Source organism: Psychrobacter sp. 1044 (assembly GCF_904846525.1).
GTDB lineage: Bacteria > Pseudomonadota > Gammaproteobacteria > Pseudomonadales > Moraxellaceae > Psychrobacter.
This window is the reverse complement of the sequence record NZ_CAJHAZ010000003.1, coordinates 103,190-123,083: the sequence shown is the minus strand read 5'-3', so window position 1 is coordinate 123,083 and position 19,894 is coordinate 103,190. Positions and strand designations below refer to the sequence as shown.

The 19,894-nt window shown below is 38.7% G+C and carries 16 protein-coding genes; 2 read left to right on the top strand and 14 right to left on the bottom strand.

Annotated features, from left to right (window positions below):
- Positions 1-27: 27 nt before the first annotated feature.
- Genes pgi through galE (JMX82_RS03055) form a run of 3 tightly spaced genes read right to left on the bottom strand, consistent with a single transcriptional unit; the run spans position 28 to position 3,668 of the window.
- On the bottom strand, positions 28-1,695 hold the full coding sequence (gene pgi, locus JMX82_RS03065) for a glucose-6-phosphate isomerase (protein WP_201539428.1): 1,668 nt from the start codon (positions 1,693-1,695) through the stop codon (positions 28-30).
- A 3-nt stretch (positions 1,696-1,698) separates the two neighbouring features.
- Positions 1,699-2,583 (bottom strand): UTP--glucose-1-phosphate uridylyltransferase, encoded by an 885-nt coding sequence (locus JMX82_RS03060; RefSeq protein WP_201539427.1) that lies wholly within the window; start codon positions 2,581-2,583, stop codon positions 1,699-1,701.
- A gap of 53 nt (positions 2,584-2,636) precedes the next feature.
- Complete coding sequence (gene galE, locus JMX82_RS03055; protein WP_201539426.1) at positions 2,637-3,668, bottom strand: UDP-glucose 4-epimerase GalE; 1,032 nt, start codon at positions 3,666-3,668, stop codon at positions 2,637-2,639.
- A gap of 160 nt (positions 3,669-3,828) precedes the next feature.
- Here galE (JMX82_RS03055) and JMX82_RS03050 point away from each other — a divergent pair, with 160 nt between their 5' ends.
- Both JMX82_RS03050 and JMX82_RS03045 read left to right on the top strand, forming a co-directional pair.
- Complete coding sequence (locus tag JMX82_RS03050) at positions 3,829-4,812, top strand: hypothetical protein (protein ID WP_201539425.1); 984 nt, start codon at positions 3,829-3,831, stop codon at positions 4,810-4,812.
- Positions 4,813-4,860: 48 nt separating this feature from the next.
- The gene (locus JMX82_RS03045; RefSeq protein ID WP_055123655.1) at positions 4,861-6,120 is read left to right on the top strand and encodes a nucleotide sugar dehydrogenase; all 1,260 of its coding nucleotides are present in this window, start codon (positions 4,861-4,863) and stop codon (positions 6,118-6,120) included.
- 138 nt (positions 6,121-6,258) lie between these two features.
- Here the strand turns inward: JMX82_RS03045 and JMX82_RS03040 are convergent, their stop codons facing one another.
- The 11 genes from JMX82_RS03040 to odhB all read right to left on the bottom strand — a co-directional run bounded on the left by JMX82_RS03040 (position 6,259) and on the right by odhB (position 19,846).
- A complete protein-coding gene (locus JMX82_RS03040) occupies positions 6,259-7,488 on the bottom strand; it encodes a hypothetical protein (RefSeq protein ID WP_201539424.1) in 1,230 nt (409 codons plus the stop codon).
- A 122-nt stretch (positions 7,489-7,610) separates the two neighbouring features.
- Positions 7,611-8,735, bottom strand: a complete 1,125-nt coding sequence (locus tag JMX82_RS03035) for a DegT/DnrJ/EryC1/StrS family aminotransferase (RefSeq protein WP_201539423.1) — start codon at positions 8,733-8,735, stop codon at positions 7,611-7,613.
- Positions 8,725-9,288 (bottom strand): DapH/DapD/GlmU-related protein, encoded by a 564-nt coding sequence (locus JMX82_RS03030; RefSeq protein ID WP_055123657.1) that lies wholly within the window; start codon positions 9,286-9,288, stop codon positions 8,725-8,727. The genes JMX82_RS03035 and JMX82_RS03030 overlap by 11 nt, the downstream gene beginning before the upstream one ends.
- A gap of 19 nt (positions 9,289-9,307) precedes the next feature.
- Positions 9,308-10,225, bottom strand: coding sequence for a Gfo/Idh/MocA family oxidoreductase (locus JMX82_RS03025; RefSeq protein WP_055123658.1), 918 nt, complete (start codon positions 10,223-10,225; stop codon positions 9,308-9,310).
- Positions 10,226-10,335: 110 nt separating this feature from the next.
- Positions 10,336-11,364 (bottom strand): glycosyltransferase, encoded by a 1,029-nt coding sequence (locus JMX82_RS03020; RefSeq protein ID WP_201539422.1) that lies wholly within the window; start codon positions 11,362-11,364, stop codon positions 10,336-10,338.
- Entirely contained in the window at positions 11,354-13,330 is a 1,977-nt protein-coding gene (locus JMX82_RS03015; protein ID WP_201539421.1) for a hypothetical protein, read from the bottom strand. Before JMX82_RS03015 ends, JMX82_RS03020 begins: the two co-directional genes overlap by 11 nt.
- A gap of 110 nt (positions 13,331-13,440) precedes the next feature.
- The gene (gene galE, locus JMX82_RS03010; protein ID WP_201539420.1) at positions 13,441-14,478 is read right to left on the bottom strand and encodes a UDP-glucose 4-epimerase GalE; all 1,038 of its coding nucleotides are present in this window, start codon (positions 14,476-14,478) and stop codon (positions 13,441-13,443) included.
- Positions 14,479-14,577: 99 nt separating this feature from the next.
- The gene (sucD, locus tag JMX82_RS03005) at positions 14,578-15,453 is read right to left on the bottom strand and encodes a succinate--CoA ligase subunit alpha (RefSeq protein WP_201539419.1); all 876 of its coding nucleotides are present in this window, start codon (positions 15,451-15,453) and stop codon (positions 14,578-14,580) included.
- Between the two features lie 152 nt (positions 15,454-15,605).
- Complete coding sequence (gene sucC, locus JMX82_RS03000; RefSeq protein WP_055123662.1) at positions 15,606-16,772, bottom strand: ADP-forming succinate--CoA ligase subunit beta; 1,167 nt, start codon at positions 16,770-16,772, stop codon at positions 15,606-15,608.
- A gap of 156 nt (positions 16,773-16,928) precedes the next feature.
- Positions 16,929-18,383, bottom strand: coding sequence for a dihydrolipoyl dehydrogenase (gene lpdA, locus JMX82_RS02995; protein ID WP_201539418.1), 1,455 nt, complete (start codon positions 18,381-18,383; stop codon positions 16,929-16,931).
- 221 nt (positions 18,384-18,604) lie between these two features.
- Positions 18,605-19,846, bottom strand: a complete 1,242-nt coding sequence (gene odhB, locus JMX82_RS02990; RefSeq protein ID WP_045443097.1) for a 2-oxoglutarate dehydrogenase complex dihydrolipoyllysine-residue succinyltransferase — start codon at positions 19,844-19,846, stop codon at positions 18,605-18,607.
- Between the last annotated feature and the right edge of the window lie 48 nt (positions 19,847-19,894).

Sequence of the window (19,894 nt, the reverse complement as noted above, 5' to 3'; positions counted from 1 at the left end):
ATGATTATTAACTTAGTAGCAAAACGATCAAGACAGCTGTTGAATGTGTTTTAACAGCTGGTTAGTGGAGCTGTCAAACTGACTCTCACCTGCTTGCTGCATGGCTTGATGTACGGACTCTGCCATTTGCTTGCCCATCTCGACGCCCCATTGATCAAACGGATTAATATCCCAAATGCTGGCCATGACATAGACTTTATGCTCATAAAGCGCAATCAGCGCTCCCAAACTGTGCGGCGTCAGCTCATCGATTAGCAATGTCGTTGACGGCTGGTTGCCACGGTAATATTTATACTTATCCGCAGCAGAAGCTACTTGAACCTCAGTCTCTTGAAGCGCGGCATTACCAAAAGCCAGCACTCGGCTCTGTGCTAGACAATTGGCCAAAGACAGCTCATGCTGCTGCTGTAATGGCGCGTTTTGCGATTGACCACTATAGCGGCGCACACAAGCGATAAAGTCACAAGACACCTGCTGTGTGCCTTGATGTAGCAACTGATAAAAGGCATGCTGCGCATTGGAGCCAATCTCGCCCCACAGAATTGGACAGGTATCATAATCAATATGATCACCGTGTTGGGTGACCGATTTACCATTACTCTCCATCTCAAGCTGGGTTAAGTAGCTTGGTAAATAGCTAAGACGACCATCATAGGGCAATACGGTATGAGCATTCACTTGTAAAAAGGTACTGTTCCAAACAGCAAGTAAACCCAACAATACTGGTAAATTTTCTGCAAAATCAGCCTGAGAAAAGTGCTCATCCATACTATGCGCACCAGCTAATAACGCTTTAAACCCAGCCATGCCAATACGAATGGCAATCGCCAATCCTATCGCTGACCATAAAGAAAAACGACCGCCAACCCACTCCCAAAGCTGTAGCTGATGCTCAGGATGAATACCCCAAGCACTCATTTTTTCACTATTAGCAGATATGCCGATAAAGTGGCGGCGTAGCACACTGTCCTCAGTACCTGCACGCAGCTTGGCAGTGGCAAGCAGCCATGACAATGCTGTCTTAGCATTAGATAACGTGTCAACCGTGCCAAATGACTTGGACGAGATGATAAACAAGGTCGTTTCAGGATTTAGGTGCTTGAGCAAATTGTCAAGCTGAGTGCCGTCCATATTAGAGACGAAATGTACTTCAATGTCGGTATCTGCCCACTCATCTAGCGCGGTCGTCGCCATAAGCGGGCCAAGGTCAGAGCCACCAACGCCGATATTGACCACATCCGTGATAGCTTTACCAGAAAATCCGCGCCATGTACCACTACGGACACGTTCAGATAAACGTGCTACTTGCGACAGACTATCATGCACATCAGCGACGACATTTTGTCCATCAAGGTCTAGTTTGGCAGACTCTGGCAATCGTAGTGCTGTATGCAAGGCAGCACGCTCCTCGCTAGTATTGACCATCGCACCTTGCATAAGTGCATCAATCCTTGTGGACAATTCACAGCTTTCTGCTAGCTGCAAAAGACTTGCCAGTACCTGTTCATCAATACATTGCTTGCTATAGTCCATATATAGTGCACCAACTTGAGTGCTAAAACGACTCGTGCGCTCAGTATCTTGCGTAAATAGTTTATCCAGCGACCATGGCTGTGCCGCTAATTCTTGCAATTGCTGCCAGTACTTAGAATTTCGAGCACTACTATACTTGTTATTATCTTTCGTATCGCTCATTGATTACTCTTCATTTGCTAGTTGCTGCTGAGCAAAATAGATAAATGCTTGCATATATGAGCGCATATCACCGGCATCATAGCTGTCGCCGCGCATTGTCGTGACATTCACGCCGTATTCACTAATCAACGCATCAATCGCATCGGTCAGTTGAATCTCGCCACCGACCGAGGCTTTGGTATTGGCCAGATAGTCAAAAATGTGATTGCTAAAGACATAACGACCAACGACTGCTAATTTTGAGGGTGCATTGGCTAAATCGGGCTTTTCTACAAATCCTGCGACTTTGAAGCTGGCATTACTGTCTGCTTTATCATCTTCCCTGCTCTCCTCACTAAACGCTTCATGCAGTTTAGCAATACCATATTTATGCACATCTTCATCAGCAACGTTATCCACCAATATCTGCGAATGGTTATCTTCAGCAAAAGCATCAATCATAAAGGCTAAGTTCTCAGTAGCCATATCGCCCGTAAAAGGATCAAGCACAACGTCGGGTAATAATACGGCAAAATCATGCGCACCAATGATTGGTCTAGCAGCCAATACCGCGTGTCCCAAACCTAAAGCTTTGCCCTGACGTATCATCGACACCGTTACATCATCTGGTAACCAGTTCAGACTATCAGCCAAGGCGTCCTTACCTTTTGCGCGTAATTGGTTATCTAGCTCAGCATTGATATCGAAATAATTTTCAATCGTGCTCTTTTGTGCATGACCGACCAAGACAATATGCTTAATACCAGCAGCAATCGCCTCTTCAACCACATAGTGAATAGCAGGACGATTACCAAGTGGCAATAGCTCTTTTGGCACTGATTTAGACAATGGCAACATACGGGTACCGAAGCCTGCAACAGGGATGACGGCGTGAGTTATTTTTTTCATAATTTTTAAACTGTATTAATGGAGAATAAGATAAAGGTTATATTTTATAAAGTCTAAGTGACAGTATAGCCATTCGGATTCATACTTTGCCAACGCCAGCTATCTTGGCACATCTCAGTAATTGATAATTTTGCTTGCCACTCTAACAGGTTTTTCGCTTTATCAGCACTGGCATAGCAACTGGCAATGTCACCTGCGCGGCGGTCTGCGAATTGATAAGGAATTGGTTGTCCAGAAACTTTAGAAAATGCCGTTACTAACTCTAATACAGAAGTACCTTTACCAGTGCCTAAATTAATCGGTAAAAATCCTACTGGTGCCACTTGTCGCTCTAAATAATTTAACGCAGCGACATGACCTTGCGCCAAATCAGTAACATGGATAAAATCACGCACGCCAGTACCATCAATAGTTTGATAGTCATTACCAAAAATATTAAGTTTAGCAAGCTTACCAACAGCGACTTGCGAGATATAAGGCATCAAATTATTTGGGATATCATTAGGGTCTTCGCCAATCTGCCCTGATGGATGCGCCCCTACTGGATTAAAGTATCTAAGAGGTATCAGGTTCCAACTGTCGTCGGATACAGCGAGATCTTCTAAGATATGCTCGACCGTCAGTTTACTTTGTCCATAAGGGTTTGTACAAGAACGCGGTGAATTCTCGTCAATAGGCAGCGATTCGGGATCACCATAGACAGTGGCAGATGAAGAAAACACTAGGTTTTTGACATTAAATTTAGCCATAATCTCTAGTAAAGTAATGGTGCCACTGACATTATTGTTATAATACATCAGCGGCTTGGCAACGGATTCACCAACCGCTTTTAGACCTGCAAAGTGAATCACGCCGAAGAAATGATGAGATAGAAACACTTGTTTAAGTGACTCAGCATCACGAATATCGCCTTCGATAAACTCAATCGGCTGACCAATGAGAGTAGAGACACGATTGATGGCTTCACGGCTACTATTAGATAAATTATCATAAACCACAATCTCATACCCAGCTTCATGCAGTGCGATACAGGTGTGTGTGCCAATATAACCCGCACCGCCCGTAACTAGTATCTTATTTTTCATAATATCGACCCATTATTTTTAAAGCTATTATTTTTCGAAGTAGGTATTCGTTTTTACTCGTAAATGCAACTATACTGGGAACGACGAAACATTGCCAACGTAAATACCCCAATCATGACTATCTGCCCTTACGCTATCAATCTAAGCCAGCCAACATATTATGAAATTTAACGCTTACATCCGACCGCTACTATTAGGTTATTATAAACATAATCGTCAGCCAAAACAGCGTTTGGCGTTAGTCGTTGGTATGCTGCCATGGCAGGATTTGGTCGGTGACTGGGTATTAGAGTCGTCACATATCCAAATACAACGGCACTTCAATCAACGCTATTTTGAGCTGTGGTTAAAACCATTCATCAATCGCGTGAATCCCGTCATCTATATTTGGGGTTATAAAGCACCTGATTATTTTATTGAGTACATACGCGAGCAAGAACTAGATATCTTCTTTTTAGAAGATGGCTTTATCCGTTCAGGCCCTGATGATGAGAACGATGCGCCACCATTATCTATCGTAATGGATAGCCAAGCGCCCTACTTCGATACCACTCGCCCAAATGATTTGACTGATCTCATCGCCAATTTTGATTTTGAGCAGGATGGCTATGATGAGACACTAGCACAAGAGATGCTCGATTATTACGTCTCACATCGCGTGAGCAAATACAATCACCAACCGTATGTCGATGTCGTGCCTATATATGGCGAAAAAAGTAAAAAGCGCATATTGGTTTTAGGACAAGTGCCCCATGATGATTCGTTGAAATATGGTGGTGGTATTGGCATTACCCTACTTGATGTGGTCAATAAAGCTATTGAAGAAAACCCTGCTGCGCAAATTATCGTCAAACCTCATCCAATGACGCTTCATGATCCGCCTATCGTCAATGTCCTCATTGAACTAGATTGTCTTATCCTTACTCAGCCTATCCACTTGGTCGATGCCTTAGAAACCGTCGATCATGTATATACGATTACGTCGTTAGGTGGGTTTGAGGCATTACTAAGAGGAAAAAAGGTCACCGTATTAGGGCGACCTTTTTATTACGGCTTATGCTCTGATGATATAAAATCAAACACACCGTTACTTTCTCAGCTATTTTATATCTGCTATTATGCCTACAATCTTAATTATCACTAAAGTAGCCAAACACTCTTATCTAATTAATTCATACCAAAAGGTCATTCGATGAATTCCAAAAAAATCGCCATTATAGGGTTAGGTTACGTAGGTCTACCACTAGCTTGTGCGTTTGCAAAAAAATATGACGTTATAGGCTTTGATATAAATGAAACACGTATTAACGAGTTATCTAATAATATTGATAAAACTAGAGAAGTGACTAGCGAATATCTCAAAAACACTTCTCGTCTTACTTTTACTTCTGACACTAATGACCTAACCGCAGCAAACGTATTTATCATTACCGTACCAACACCAATTGATGATAATAACTTACCAGATTTGTCCCCATTGGTCAAAGCTTCTCAGATGTTAAGTAAAATTATTAAGCGAGATGATATCGTTATCTATGAATCAACAGTATATCCAGGTGCTACAGAAGAAGTTTGTATTCCTGAGCTAGAAAAATCCAACTTAAAGTTAAATATAGATTTTGGTGTTGGTTATTCTCCAGAACGTATTAATCCAGGCGACAAACTGCGCACAGTAGAGAACATATTAAAAGTCACTTCAGGTTCAAACCCTTACTACACAGACATAGTGGATGAATTATATAGCTCAGTAATTACTGCTGGCACATTCAAGGCTTCCTCTATAAAAGTCGCAGAAGCATCTAAAGTTATTGAAAACACTCAGCGTGATGTCAATATTGCTTTGATAAACGAATTGGCCCTTATTTTCAACGAAGTTGGTATCGACACTCATGAAGTCATAGAAGCTGCTGCTACTAAATGGAACTTTATCAAGCTTATGCCTGGTTTAGTAGGTGGGCATTGTATTGGCGTAGATCCTTATTACTTGGCACACAAAGCATCATCTTTAGGATTAAATCCCAATTTAATTTTGACTTCTCGCGCAATCAACAACTCTATGAGTAAATTCGTTGCCGAACAAACCATCAAAAAGCTTATCTCATATGGGAAAAATATCAAAGATGCCCGTATTTTACTTTTAGGTGTTACCTTTAAAGAAAACTGTCCAGATGTCAGAAATACCAAAGTAACAGATATTGGTATTGAACTTGAGAAATATGGGGTAAGAATGACTTATTCCGATCCTTGGGTTACTGAAGAAGACTGGAATAGCCTAGATGTTGATTATATCGACTATGAAGATATTCAAGAGAATAGTTTTGACGCTGTTATTGTAGCTGTTAACCATTCAGATTTTGTTGGTGAAGATGACAGAATAGATGGATTTTGCACTAAGCCTAAAGTAGTTATCGATGTTAAAGGTGCATTAGTAAATCCAGACTGGCGTTTATAAGTACGTTATATCTCTGTAGGAAAGTAAGATAGTTAAAACTATCCTTACTTTCTTATTAATGTTATGGTTTTTAAAGTTCAGTATCTTTCTCGTTTCTCACAAAATGCAAACTTACTATAGTAAAAGGTCAAATCTAGACTATAGATTCTTATCTTCTATAGCTTCAGCTATTTTCACTTTCATAGCTTGTTGCATAGCCACATATTCTATATTACTTATACTATTTAAAAAATCTATGTGAGTTATATCAGAAAAAATCAAACCACATCCATATTTTTTTACAATGCTCCCTAAATAAGTTTTATCATATACTATAATAGGGCATTCGACAGCTTGAGCTTGGAAAAATTTATTAGGTAATGCATATCTATAGCTAGGATGGTTGGGATTTATCAAAATTAAAAAGAAGGGATATTGATATTTCCTAATTTTTTTTAGCAATATAGATTGATAATCCATCCCTTTAAAAATCGTAAGACGATACAGATTACTATTGTTCTCTAAATATGATATGGCTTCTTCATTGTAATTACATGCAATTATTAATATGTCGTATTTATAAGACAGTCTAGCAATATCGTCTAATCCACGGTCTATTGATACATTACCTATGTATATCAATAAATATTTATCTTTCTTACTTTCGGAATCAAAGGAAATATTTGTATTAAAAAAATTCTTATTATAAATAACTTTTATTTTTGATCTTCTGAAATTATACATAGTAGAAAGAGTGTCAGCAATATACTTACTTATCGTAATGATATTTTCCCGCTTACGCAGCTCTTCCATCTCTTTAAGATAGATATAGAAAGACCTCTGAATCGAAGCTTTGTTTCGATTTCTAAAGACCTCAAGTTCATGGATATCGTATATATAATCAACTTCACTATGGGAGTCAACACTACTTGTCGATATTAAATTATTGCAAATCACACAAGTATAACTAGAAGTATCAATTTTCTGTGTTAGAGAATAACTATGATCGTTATATATTCCCTGCTTTGCTTTATTTCTAAACGCTAAGAATGGATGATGTATAACAACTAATATAAAAAACCATGGTAAATATATAATATTTTTCAAGGTTTTCAAATGTAACGCTTTCAACATATCCTTTTTTTGACTATCTGTATAATTATTATCTGGCTTTACTTTTAAAATAGTTATGTTTTTAGTTGTTCGTTGTAGGGCTGCTAGTTGATTCAAAACCCGTATATCAGTTCTTACATCTTCATCTGTGACAATTAATACACGCTCTAAATTAAAATTGGAAAAATAGTTAAAAAAATCTTCAACTATAGGAGCTTCAGGCCTTTCTGTAGTGAGATGAGCAATCTCATGAAGATTTATTTTTTCAATCAGCATTAATATACAACCTGCAGCACTTCTAGAAATCTATGGAATAGTAAAAATTAGCACAGAAAGCTCGAGAAAAAATATCCATTACGAATTTCTTTTCAGGAAAACTGTCTACCGTTTGGTCATTATCAATTATAAAAATTTGATATCTTACTATAGATATAGCCAACTTCTTCGTCTGTTAAATAAGCGTGCATCGGAAGACTGAGTACTGAACTAGCAAAATTTTTAGAATTTTTCAATTCACCAATTTGATACTTCAAGAATGAGGCTAGAGCTTTAGTCTGACTCATTGTTTTAGGATAATATACTGTAGTTGGAATACCCTGACTCTTAAGGTAAGCCATTAATTCTTCTCTTTTATCTACTCTCAAAGTGTATTGCGCCCAACTACTAGTATAGCCTGGTGGAATCTTGGGCACTATAACGCCTTTAACATCTTCTAAAGCAGAAGTATACATGGCTGCTATTTCATTCTTCTTAACTACTTCTTTATCAAATATCTTGAGCTTTTCGAGCAAAATGGCAGCTTGGATAGTATCAAGTCTACTATTATACCCAATATTAACATTTTCGTATTTGTGTGATCCTTTGCCATGTACTCGCAATGACTTGATATGCTCTGCCACATCTATATTATCGGTAAATATAGCGCCTCCATCACCGTAACAACCTAAAGGTTTCGCCGGGAAGAAGCTAGTAGTACTTATGTCTCCAAAACTACACGCCCTATTATTATCTATCTTACCTCCGAAACCTTGAGCGGCATCTTCAACATGCCATAATCCATGCTCTTTCGCCAAACGATCAATTTCATTATGATTGGCAGGAAGTCCAAAAAGATCAACACTCAGAATACCAGCTAAATTTTTATTACTATTCTTTAATGTTAATATTTTTTTCTCTAAATCTAGAGGGCAAATATTGTATGTATCATCAATATCTACAAATATAGGAATAGCACCCAATTCTGCAATAACCTCAGAAGTTGCAAAAAATGTGAAGTCCGTGGTAAGTACTAAATCACCTTTCTTAATTTTAAGCGCTATCAAAGCTAAACGAATGGCATCCGTGCCATTGGCACATAAGAGACAGTATTTCCTACCTGTATATTCAGATAATTGCTGCTCTAAATCCAAGCATTCTTGACCCATAATATATTGGCCAGCTCTCAATACCCGAGATATAGCTTCATTGACCTCTTTTTCAATTTTTTGCTGTTGGCGCTCTAAATCTATAAAGTTAATTTCCATTATTACTCTCGAAGTCATCAATTAGCTGTCTAAGCTTTAAATCATTAATTTCATTTCGCTCTAAACCTATCTTATTTATACCTATTTCTTTAGATGGGTTCCCTGCATAAATACGGCCTGGTAAGATTCTGGCCTTCTTCGTTACTACCGTTCCCATACCAATCATGGCATGAGAACCAATCCGCTGCCGAGGGTGTACAATAGCACCCATCCCTATATTAACGAAGTCTCCGACTTCTACGTGCCCACCTAAGCAAGTATGCGCAGAGATTATAGACCGTTTGCCAATTACTACGTCATGAGCTATATAAGCAGCTTTCATTAAAAAGCTGCCCTCCCCAATTACAGTATCTCTACGAGAGCCTGCATCTATAGTAACATTACCAGTAAGAACAACATTATCTTCAACCTTAACAGTATAACCTACACTTTTACCGAACCCTTCTTTGTACTCAGCGGGGAAACCGATAGTACAGTTTGGGCCTATATATACATTATCACCTAAGATAACGTTTTCATTAATAACAGCAGAGGGATGAATTTTATTGCTCATAAGTATGCCTATAGCTTATTTAAGAAACCATTGACTGATTTCTAATTGATTCTGTCATTTCAATACAACAAACGGCTTCTTGTGCACCAAAACCTCTTCCTTCAAGTATTTCTTTATAACTTATTGTATGTAAATCAGTGAAACCTTTGGAGAACTCTACTAACTCATCACCAATTTTTATTGCACGGAAAGTTGGCTGCTTACCTTTAACTTCTTCAGGCAAATCATCTGAATTGACCGATAGAAACCAGTTTACATTCGCATTTTTAAATTTCAACTTACCTTTTGAAGAATGCGAACCTTGAAAATCATTATCATTAATAATTGGCTCACCAAATAAGTGGTAGAGAAGATCAAAGAAATGTACACCTATATTTGTCGCTATACCGCCCGATTTATTTATGTCCCCTTTCCAGCTCTCTTGATACCATTTTCCGCGAGAGGTAATATATTGAATGTCACAATCATACCGTTTCTCAGGATTTTCCAAAAGTTCTTGATCAATTTTAGATTTTAAAGAAATAACAGCATCATGTAAACGTAATTGAAGGATATTATAGAGACGTTTCCCAGTCTCATTTTCTACCAATTGTATCTCTTTTAAATCATCTACACTCAATACTAAAGGTTTCTCACATATAACATCACAACCCATTCTCAGGGCAAGAGTAATATGAGATAAATGCAAATAATTAGGAGAACATATAGATATATAATCTACTCTAGTATCCTCATTCTTTTGTAGCTGATATATATAGTGAGAAAAACGCTCGAATTCTGTAAAAAACTCAGATTCAGGTGAAATACTATCGATAACGCCCACTGAGTCCGACTTATCATAGGCAGCAATTAGAGTGCCCCCAAGCTCTTTGATCGCTTTCATGTGACGTGGTGCTATGTAGCCTGCGGCACCAATCATTGCAAATTTTCTTTTCATAAAAAATCGCCTGTAAAAAAATTAGTTAATAAAACATGATATAAATTTATTTATAAAAAATTGATAAACTATTTATTACTGTTAAATTATGTAGGTTGAGAATTCCAAAATTATATAATTAAGTCGGAAAACTGCTTATAAAGATAATCTCCCTGACTTTCGGTTGAAAACATTTCATATCGAAGCTTGAGTTGATCTACTATTTTTTTTCTAAAAAAAGAATTTTCTAATATAAATTTAGCAATAAAATAAGCTTCTTCTTCTGAGCTATAAAACCCTAAATAATCTTTCCCTAACTGTTCTTCTCTAACTGCACTTCTATAAGACAAAATTGGAATACCAGCAGCGATCGCGTCTAAGACCTTTCCAGAGCCAAGATACTCAGTTTCAACACCTTCATTGGCGATAAGACATGTACAAGTTTGTATATAATCAGGTATGCTTTCATAGGGTAGATATCCTAAGTATTTAACTTTGTTAGGAACTATCGTATTTGAATATTTCTTACCTGCTGCTATAATATTAATGTCATAACCATTATTAATCATTCTTTGCAAAGCTTTGATAGCCAAATTTGGGAATATTTGCATTGCCAAGCTACCGAAAAAACCAAATGTTGGCTTCAGGCCGAATGATATTCTATTTCTCATCAGGGTATTTGCATCAATTTTTTCCATGAAATTAGAATCAATAGTTTGACGTATATTTATAACTTTTTTTGGAACAATTATTTTTTCACTGTTTCCATACCAGTCTCCGACTAGCTCTCTATAGTAAGTAGAATTATTATAGTTTAGTATAGCCTGCTTCCAACTTTCCGTCGTGGTTATAACTGCATCTACATGATGATATAACCAACTGCTATAAGGTATACCCATAGCAACTTTGGGTCTTGGGCAATTATAAAGAATTCTATTATTTGCTCTAACATAGTAAACATCATAGTTATCTTCCGGTATTTGGATTGGAAGATCTTTAATTCCGTAATCTATTGCATAAGGGTCAAATAATTGCCCATTATAGTAAACTTCAAAATGCTTACTAAGTGCTGTATAAAATCTTATTTCATTAATTTTATCCCCACCAGTAGTATTTAACGTTGTATTATTACCTAATAAGGTAAATATTTTAGGCTTCATAAACGTTTCCCATGAATTCATAAATATCTTTAGATATTTTTTTAGGATTATGCATTGATTGCATTTTTTGACTTAGCTTTATTCTCTCTACGCTATAATGACGATGTAAATTTTTAGTATCTATTAAATCCGAACCTCTTATATCTTCAAATATATAATCTTTAAGGAATGGGTATAATTTACTTACACCTCCAAAATTTTTAACCATTTCCCAATCTACCACTAAAGGAATAGATCCTGACGATACACCTTCTACCAAAGCTTCGTGCGTACCCTCCCTATTACTTACAGATAGTATAAAGCCAATACCTTTTAGCCAGTTAGGGATATTTTGATAACCATCGAATATAATTACCTCTTGCAAGTTATTATTCAAGATATAAGGTTCACATATATTCTTCCAATATCCATAATCCAATGAGTTAGTTACAAAATGATCTCCTGCTAACCTTAGCCTCCATCTATTATCTTCGGCATATAGCTTTTGAAATATCTCTAATGCTTTAATTAGACCCTTATTGATTTTATTAAAACCGGCAAGACCTAAAGTAAAATCAGCTCCTTCATTTTTATCTATTGTAATAGATGAATAATCTTTGACGTTAGGAAATACTTCAATATAATTACTCATTTCACGATTATAATGAATAGAAGATGCATTTTTTAGAAAAATATCTTTAATATGAGGGGCAACAAAAATAAAACCATCAACTCCACCTAGATTTATAAACAAATGCCAAAAAGTGAACACTTCATAACTATGCACTCTAACAACTATCTTTGCGTTTGGAGGTGCAAACTTAGATAGGAATACAGCTGTCTCATTACCCCATTCACAAAAGACAATATCAGCATTTTCTAGTTTTTCAAAAAAAACTGGGTCTAATTTCTTGAAGTTATCCCTGTTTATTTCGTGCTCTTCCATGGTAGTAGATAGGGGAGAATATAAAACTTTAGAATAAATATTTTTATCTTGCTTTTTCATAATTTTTGAAAAAGAAGAATAATCGTAAACGTCAATATTATGATGTAAGAGTTCAACCTCTGAAATCAACGTAGTTAAAAAATTCCAGTTAGAATCTGTAACAAAAAGTATTTTTTTATTCAAACTAAATTCTTTTATTTCCGTATTTTCTTTGAAAACTTTTCTTAATTCATGATCTATACTCAGAGCTTCTTTCCAAGTATCAGTATAATAACTATCAATAAATTCAGAATGATTATCAAAAAATCTGGCAGCCACCTTATTATCTAATAATGGATGCGCTACGAGGTTATCACTTCTTTGAAAAAGCTTATTAATAAATAATTTATTGTTATTTCCTATTACATAATTTATAGAAGGAGTTGTCTTATAAAACAATGCATACTTGAAATAACTGTCCCTTGACTGACCTAATTTCATATTCAAGGTATAAGCTTGAGACAATCTTAAGAGCAAATAGTTTGCGTCGCTATATTTTACAGCCTCTTCTAAATAAATAATAACATTTATCAAATATGCTTTATTTTCCTTCGTACATTTACTTAGCCACGCATCCAAAAACTCATCTGTTACCTCTATATTCTCACTGCTAAAAATGGAAGATATTTGATAAAAATCCATTTTTCCTTCTTGAAGCCTATTAAACACTTTATTTGACTTTATGATTTCTGGAATCTTGAACAAACTAATGACTGAGTTGTTATCAACAATATCTAGTTTGCTGTCTAGTAAATTAATACCAGTATCATATTTTTTTAAAATCTTCCCTAGTTCTCTATTTATATCAGTATTCTGATCTCCTTTTTCTTCAATTTGTTTAGCTAGAAGATTGATACTCTTTCTCCCCCAGTTAGTCTTTATCGCCCTACCTATAGCAATATTATATTTAACCTGATTTGGAAACCATTTAGGATTTTTTATTAATATATAATCTGCAAGTTTAGCAGACCTACTTCCCGCATAGATAAAGATATTTTCCACGAAACTCTCTCTTTAATTAATCATTCATTTTAAAAGTCAAATAACTTAAGCCATCAATGATAGAATACAATAAAAACTATATTTTATTTATTAAGCTTTGCAAGTTTAGCTTAAATGTCTTTAACAGTATAGCCATTCGGATTCATACTTTGCCAACGCCAGCTATCTTGGCACATCTCAGTAATTGATAATTTTGCTTGCCACTCTAACAGGTTTTTCGCTTTATCAGCACTGGCATAGCAACTGGCAATGTCACCTGCGCGGCGGTCTGCGAATTGATAAGGAATTGGTTGTCCAGAAACTTTAGAAAATGCCGTTACTAACTCTAATACAGAAGTACCTTTACCAGTGCCTAAATTAATCGGTAAAAATCCTACTGGTGCCACTTGTCGCTCTAAATAATTTAACGCAGCGACATGACCTTGCGCCAAATCAGTAACATGGATAAAATCACGCACGCCAGTACCATCAATAGTTTGATAGTCATTACCAAAAATATTAAGTTTAGCAAGCTTACCAACAGCGACTTGCGAGATATAAGGCATCAAATTATTTGGGATATCATTAGGGTCTTCGCCAATCTGCCCTGATGGATGCGCCCCTACTGGATTAAAGTATCTAAGAGGTATCAGGTTCCAACTGTCGTCGGATACAGCGAGATCTTCTAAGATATGCTCGACCGTCAGTTTACTTTGTCCATAAGGGTTTGTACAAGAACGCGGTGAATTCTCGTCAATAGGCAGCGATTCGGGATCACCATAGACAGTGGCAGATGAAGAAAACACTAGGTTTTTGACATTAAATTTAGCCATAATCTCTAGTAAAGTAATGGTGCCACTGACATTATTGTTATAATACATCAGCGGCTTGGCAACGGATTCACCAACCGCTTTTAGACCTGCAAAGTGAATCACGCCGAAGAAATGATGAGATAGAAACACTTGTTTAAGTGACTCAGCATCACGAATATCGCCTTCGATAAACTCAATCGGCTGACCAATGAGAGTAGAGACACGATTGATGGCTTCACGGCTACTATTAGATAAATTATCATAAACCACAATCTCATACCCAGCTTCATGCAGTGCGATACAGGTGTGTGTGCCAATATAACCCGCACCGCCCGTAACTAGTATCTTATTTTTCATAAATTTATTTTCGAGACAAAAAAAGACACCCCATTGTAGGGGTGTCTTCTCGATATTTCAATGCAGTTTTGGTAGTTAAACTGTAGACTTATGCCTATCTTACCAACCAGTAACTTCTTTCAATTTCTCGCCAAGCTTAGATGGGTCACGTGTATACGCGATACCAGCATCTTCAAACGCTTTGAATTTCTCTTCAGCAGTACCTTGACCGCCTGAGATGATAGCGCCAGCATGACCCATACGCTTACCTTCTGGAGCGGTAACACCAGCGATATAACCAACCACTGGTTTAGTCACATGGTCTTTGATATAAGCGGCTGCTTCTTCTTCAGCAGTACCACCGATCTCACCGATTAAGATGATCGCTTCAGTTTGTGGATCTTCTTGGAACAGTTTCAACGCATCAATTTGGTTCATACCAGGGATAGGATCACCACCGATACCGATACAAGTTGACTGACCAAAACCAAGCTTAGTGGTCTGAGCAACCGCTTCATAAGTCAATGTACCAGAGCGTGAGATGATACCCACTTTACCTGGCAAATGGATATGACCTGGCATGATACCAATTTTGCACTGACCTGGCGTGATAACACCTGGGCAGTTAGGACCAATCATGCGTACGCCTTCAGCTTCTTCGATATAACGTTTTGCTTTTAGCATGTCTAAAGTAGGCACGCCTTCAGTAATAACGATAATCAATTTAACACCAGCATCTACCGCTTCAACGATAGAATCTAGTACGAATGGTGCTGGTACATAGATAACAGAAGCGTCAGCTTGGGTCGCTTCCATAGCTTCTGCCATCGTGTTGAATACTGGTAGGCCTAAATGCGTTTGACCGCCTTTACCTGGGGTTACGCCGCCGACAACTTTAGTACCGTATTCAATCGCTTGTTCAGAGTGAAACGTACCATTTTTACCAGTGAAACCTTGTACCAATACTTTGGTATCTTTATCGATTAATACACTCATTATTTATTCCTTGTATTCGGTTGTCTTGCAATAGCCACTTGATGATATGTTATCCATTAAATATTAATGGTAAATTTATACCAACAAGCTGCTATTACGCGTTGACTACTATGTTTAAGCACGTATATTTAGAGGACTATGCCTCAAATATATTAAGCTTTAACAGCATCGACAATTTTTTGAGCCGCATCTGATAGACCTTGGGCAGAAATCAATTTCAGACCAGATTCTTCTAGGATTTGCGCGCCTTTTTCAGCGTTGTTACCCTCTAGACGGACAACAACAGGTACTTTTACGTCAACTTCTTTGATAGCAGCGATAATCGCTTCTGCAATCATGTCACAACGTACAATACCACCGAAGATGTTGATTAGAACACCTTCAACGCTGCTGTCTTCAAGAATGATCTTGAATGCTTCAACAACGCGATCTTTAGTTGCGCCGCCGCCAACGTCCAAGAAGTTAGCAGGCTTGCCGCCGTACAATTTGATGATATCCATGGTCGCCATAGCAAGACCAGCACCGTTAACCATACAACCGATGTTACCTTCGAGGGCAACATAGTTTAGGTCAAACTCAGCCGCTTTAAGCTCACGCTCATTTTCTTGTGACTTGTCTTGTAGTGCTGCGATTTTAGGCAGACGATACAATGCGTTTGAATCAATACCAATTTTGCCATCAACACAAACGATTTCGCCATTTTCACGAACGGCTAGAGGGTTGATTTCTAACAAGGCAAAATCGTTATCGATGAATGCTTGATAAGCGCCTGTCATCAATTTAACGAATTGATTGATTTGCTTGCCTTCTAAACCTAGTTTGAATGCCACATCACGTGCTTGGAAAGGCATCAAACCAACTAAAGGATCAACGTTTACTTTAAAGATTTTTTCTGGGGTTTCGTTAGCGACTTCTTCGATATCAACGCCGCCTTCGGTTGATGCCATGAACGTTACGCGACGCGTAGAACGATCAACGACTGCACCAAGATATAGCTCAGTTTGTACTGGATACATATCTTCTGCAACCAATACGAAGTTAACTGGTTGGCCATCAGCGTCAGTTTGGAAAGTAACCAAATTGGTACCGATTAGCTCTTCAGCAACTTGCTTGGCTTCTTCACGAGTTTTAACCAGCTTTACGCCACCCGCTTTACCGCGACCACCAGCATGTACTTGCGCTTTAATAACCGCAATGTCTGTTGGCGTTTTATCAAAAGCAGCAGCAGCTTCGTCGCCGTTATAGGCAATAATGCCTTCTTGAATCGGCAAACCATAGCTTTTTAATAGCTCTTTTGCTTGATACTCATGTAAATTCATTGATTGTATCCTTTATTTTTTACAATTAATAAAAAGTGAAAACAAGTGCGCGTATATACATATTCGACAAGCATATGGCGCACTTATGATCGTGATGGAAACCATAACGACCCCATCGCGATCAGGTTATAAGTTGGTACTGATCAAACTAACGACTTATTTCTTACGCTTTTTACGCTGAATGGCGTGAATAGCACGGCCATCAGCAGACAGAGCAGCTTCATGCACGGCTTCTGAAATGGTTGGATGAGCAAAAGTCATCAACTGCAAATCTTCGATACTAGAGACAAATTCCATCGCGATCATACCTTGATGGACGATATCACCAGCACCAGCAGAGATAGCATGCATACCTAATAGGCGATCTGTTTTAACATCAGCCACGACTTTGATAGAGCCTTCTGCTTCGCTTTGAGCCAATGCACGGCCGTTTGCTGCTAGATTGAATGAACCTGTTTTGACCTCAAAACCAGCGGCTTCAGCTTCTTGCTCAGTCAAACCAACCCATGCGATTTCTGGATGGGTATAGATAACGTTAATAATCGTGTCATAATTAACTTGGGCTTTTTCGCCATGAATGCGCTCAACGGCCATCATGCCTTCTTCCATCGCTTTATGCGCAAGCATTGGACCACGAACCAAATCACCGATGGCATAAACACCATCAAGATTGGTTTTACATTGATCATTCACGTCGATAAGACCACGTTCAGTCAATTGAATGCCACTGTCATCACCAAGCAGTTTTTCAGAATAAGCACGGCGACCAACACAAACGATCAGTTTGTCGAAGCTTTCTTCAGATGACTCGCCTTTGGTTTCGCTCGTGACAACAACTTGATCGCCTTTGACTTCAGCATTGGTTACTTTGGTATCAACGCGGATATCAAGACCTTGCTTCTTCAGCATTTTGCCTGCTTCTTTTGCGATATCTTTGTCAGCAGCTGCTAAGAAACTTGGCAACGCTTCATAAACAACCACTTCAGCGCCTAGACGACGCCATACTGAACCAAGCTCAAGACCGATAACACCAGCACCAATCACGCCCAAGCGTTTAGGTACAGCAGTGAAATCAAGGGCGCCAGTAGAGTCAACGATGCGATCGCCATCAGTTTTAGCAACTGGGATATCGATCGGCACAGAACCTGCCGCAAGAATCACGTTTTTAGCAGTGATGGTCGTTTCTGCTTCATCTGCAAGGGCGGTAAATTTAACTTTTTTATCAGCGCCTTTGCCGTCTTCTAACGTGCCCCAGCCTTGTAGCCAGTCAACGCCATTACCTTTTAATAATGCTGCAACGCCGCCCGTTAATTGCTTAACGATACCTTCTTTGCGCGCAATCATTTGCTCGATATCGATAGCGACATCACCGGTGCTGATACCATGTTCAGCAAGGTCATGCTTAGTCGCTTCGTAACGATGCGAGCTATCAAGTAATGCTTTTGATGGAATGCAACCAACGTTCAAGCAAGTGCCGCCAAGTGCTGGCTCACCTTTATAAACACGCTTTTCGATACAAGCAACGCTCATACCTAACTGACCTGCACGGATAGCGGCTTCATAACCACCAGGACCGCCGCCGATGACGACTAAATCATAATTGTCTTTCATAGTACGTTCCTATTTCTAATTATCGTTCTAATTGTAAATATCGTTTAAACTGAGGATTGTCTCGTTAATAAATAAGCCATATTTTGGTTCAAATTTTTTCACTTTACGGTAAATACACCACATCAGCGAAACATTCTTATTTATCAATAAACAACGAGCACCACTGTTTAGACTAAAGTTAAAAAGCTTGTATCAGCGGTTGCCAATACAAGCTTAAAAGCTTACAGGTCTAGGAGTAACATGGCTGGATCTTCAACCAATTCTTTGATAGTGACTAAGAACTGTACCGCTTCTTTACCATCAATCATACGATGGTCATAAGACAATGCAAGATACATCATCGGCAGAATTTCAACTTTACCATCAACAGCCATTGGGCGGTCGTTGATCGCATGCATACCTAGGATAGCTGTTTGTGGTGGGTTCAAAATAGGTGTTGACATTAATGAGCCAAATACACCGCCATTCGAGATAGTGAAAGTACCACCAGTCATGTCATCTAGACCAAGTTTACCTTTTTGAGCCAAGCCACCAAGCTCACGAATACGGCTTTCGACGTCCGCCATGCTCATGCGATCGGTATCACGTAGTACTGGAACAACCAAACCACGGTCAGATGATACAGCAACACCGATATCGTAGAAACCATGATAAACAATGTCATCACCGTCTAGTGACGCGTTTACTGCTGGGAAGCGCTTAAGTGCTTCGGTTGCCGCTTTCACGAACAATGACATAAAGCCTAAACGTACGCCATGACGTTTTTCGAACTGGTCTTTATATTTAGCGCGCATGTCCATTAATGGCTTCATGTTCACTTCGTTAAACGTCGTTAGCATCGCCGTTTCTTGTGAAGCTGCTAGCAGACGATTGGCGACTGTCTTACGTAGACGTGTCATTGGGACACGTTTCTCAGTACGCTCACCCATTGATTCAGCCACTGGACGGCCGCTATCAGATTTGATGCTGCTGTCTGCTTTCAATGTTGGGTTAGCCATATCTGTTTTGGTCACACGGCCGCCGCGACCACTACCTTCCACTTCTTTAGGATCTACGCCAGACTCTTTCGCTGCTTTACGAACCGCTGGGCTTTGATCTTTATGGTCCGCTTCGTCTTTTTTATCTGTTGCTTGGACAGGCTCGCCACCATCTGCTGCTTGCTTGGCTTGTACTGGCGCTGCTGGTTGATCTGGATCTACCGCAGGAGCATTATCTGCACTGGCGCTTGCACCAGCTTCGAATTGACCAATGATCTCGTCAGACAACACGGTATCATCAACCTGCTTAACTATTTTGGTCACAACGCCGTTATCAGGCGCCACAACTTCTAATACGACTTTATCAGTTTCGATTTCAGCCAATAGGTCATCACGATTGACTTGTTGACCTTCAGTGACATGCCACTCAACGATAGTACCGTCGGCAACTGATTCTGGAAAAACGGGGGCTTTGATATCAGCCATCGATATACTCCTTAGATTGGGATATTCATATTTGTTATTAAGTCGTGA

What these genes read in the sequence shown, in the direction of transcription:
- galE (WP_201539420.1), bottom strand. Translation starts at nt 14,478, where the DNA reads ATGAAAAATAAGATACTAGTTACGGGCGGTGCGGGTTATATTGGCACA.
- JMX82_RS03050 (WP_201539425.1), top strand. Translation starts at nt 3,829, where the DNA reads ATGAAATTTAACGCTTACATCCGACCGCTACTATTAGGTTATTATAAA.
- galE (WP_201539426.1), bottom strand. Translation starts at nt 3,668, where the DNA reads ATGAAAAATAAGATACTAGTTACGGGCGGTGCGGGTTATATTGGCACA.
- sucD (WP_201539419.1), bottom strand. Translation starts at nt 15,453, where the DNA reads ATGAGTGTATTAATCGATAAAGATACCAAAGTATTGGTACAAGGTTTC.
- lpdA (WP_201539418.1), bottom strand. Translation starts at nt 18,383, where the DNA reads ATGAAAGACAATTATGATTTAGTCGTCATCGGCGGCGGTCCTGGTGGT.
- pgi (WP_201539428.1), bottom strand. Translation starts at nt 1,695, where the DNA reads ATGAGCGATACGAAAGATAATAACAAGTATAGTAGTGCTCGAAATTCT.
- JMX82_RS03020 (WP_201539422.1), bottom strand. Translation starts at nt 11,364, where the DNA reads ATGAAGCCTAAAATATTTACCTTATTAGGTAATAATACAACGTTAAAT.
- JMX82_RS03045 (WP_055123655.1), top strand. Translation starts at nt 4,861, where the DNA reads ATGAATTCCAAAAAAATCGCCATTATAGGGTTAGGTTACGTAGGTCTA.
- JMX82_RS03030 (WP_055123657.1), bottom strand. Translation starts at nt 9,288, where the DNA reads ATGAGCAATAAAATTCATCCCTCTGCTGTTATTAATGAAAACGTTATC.
- JMX82_RS03025 (WP_055123658.1), bottom strand. Translation starts at nt 10,225, where the DNA reads ATGAAAAGAAAATTTGCAATGATTGGTGCCGCAGGCTACATAGCACCA.
- odhB (WP_045443097.1), bottom strand. Translation starts at nt 19,846, where the DNA reads ATGGCTGATATCAAAGCCCCCGTTTTTCCAGAATCAGTTGCCGACGGT.
- sucC (WP_055123662.1), bottom strand. Translation starts at nt 16,772, where the DNA reads ATGAATTTACATGAGTATCAAGCAAAAGAGCTATTAAAAAGCTATGGT.
- JMX82_RS03035 (WP_201539423.1), bottom strand. Translation starts at nt 8,735, where the DNA reads ATGGAAATTAACTTTATAGATTTAGAGCGCCAACAGCAAAAAATTGAA.
- JMX82_RS03040 (WP_201539424.1), bottom strand. Translation starts at nt 7,488, where the DNA reads ATGCTGATTGAAAAAATAAATCTTCATGAGATTGCTCATCTCACTACA.
- JMX82_RS03060 (WP_201539427.1), bottom strand. Translation starts at nt 2,583, where the DNA reads ATGAAAAAAATAACTCACGCCGTCATCCCTGTTGCAGGCTTCGGTACC.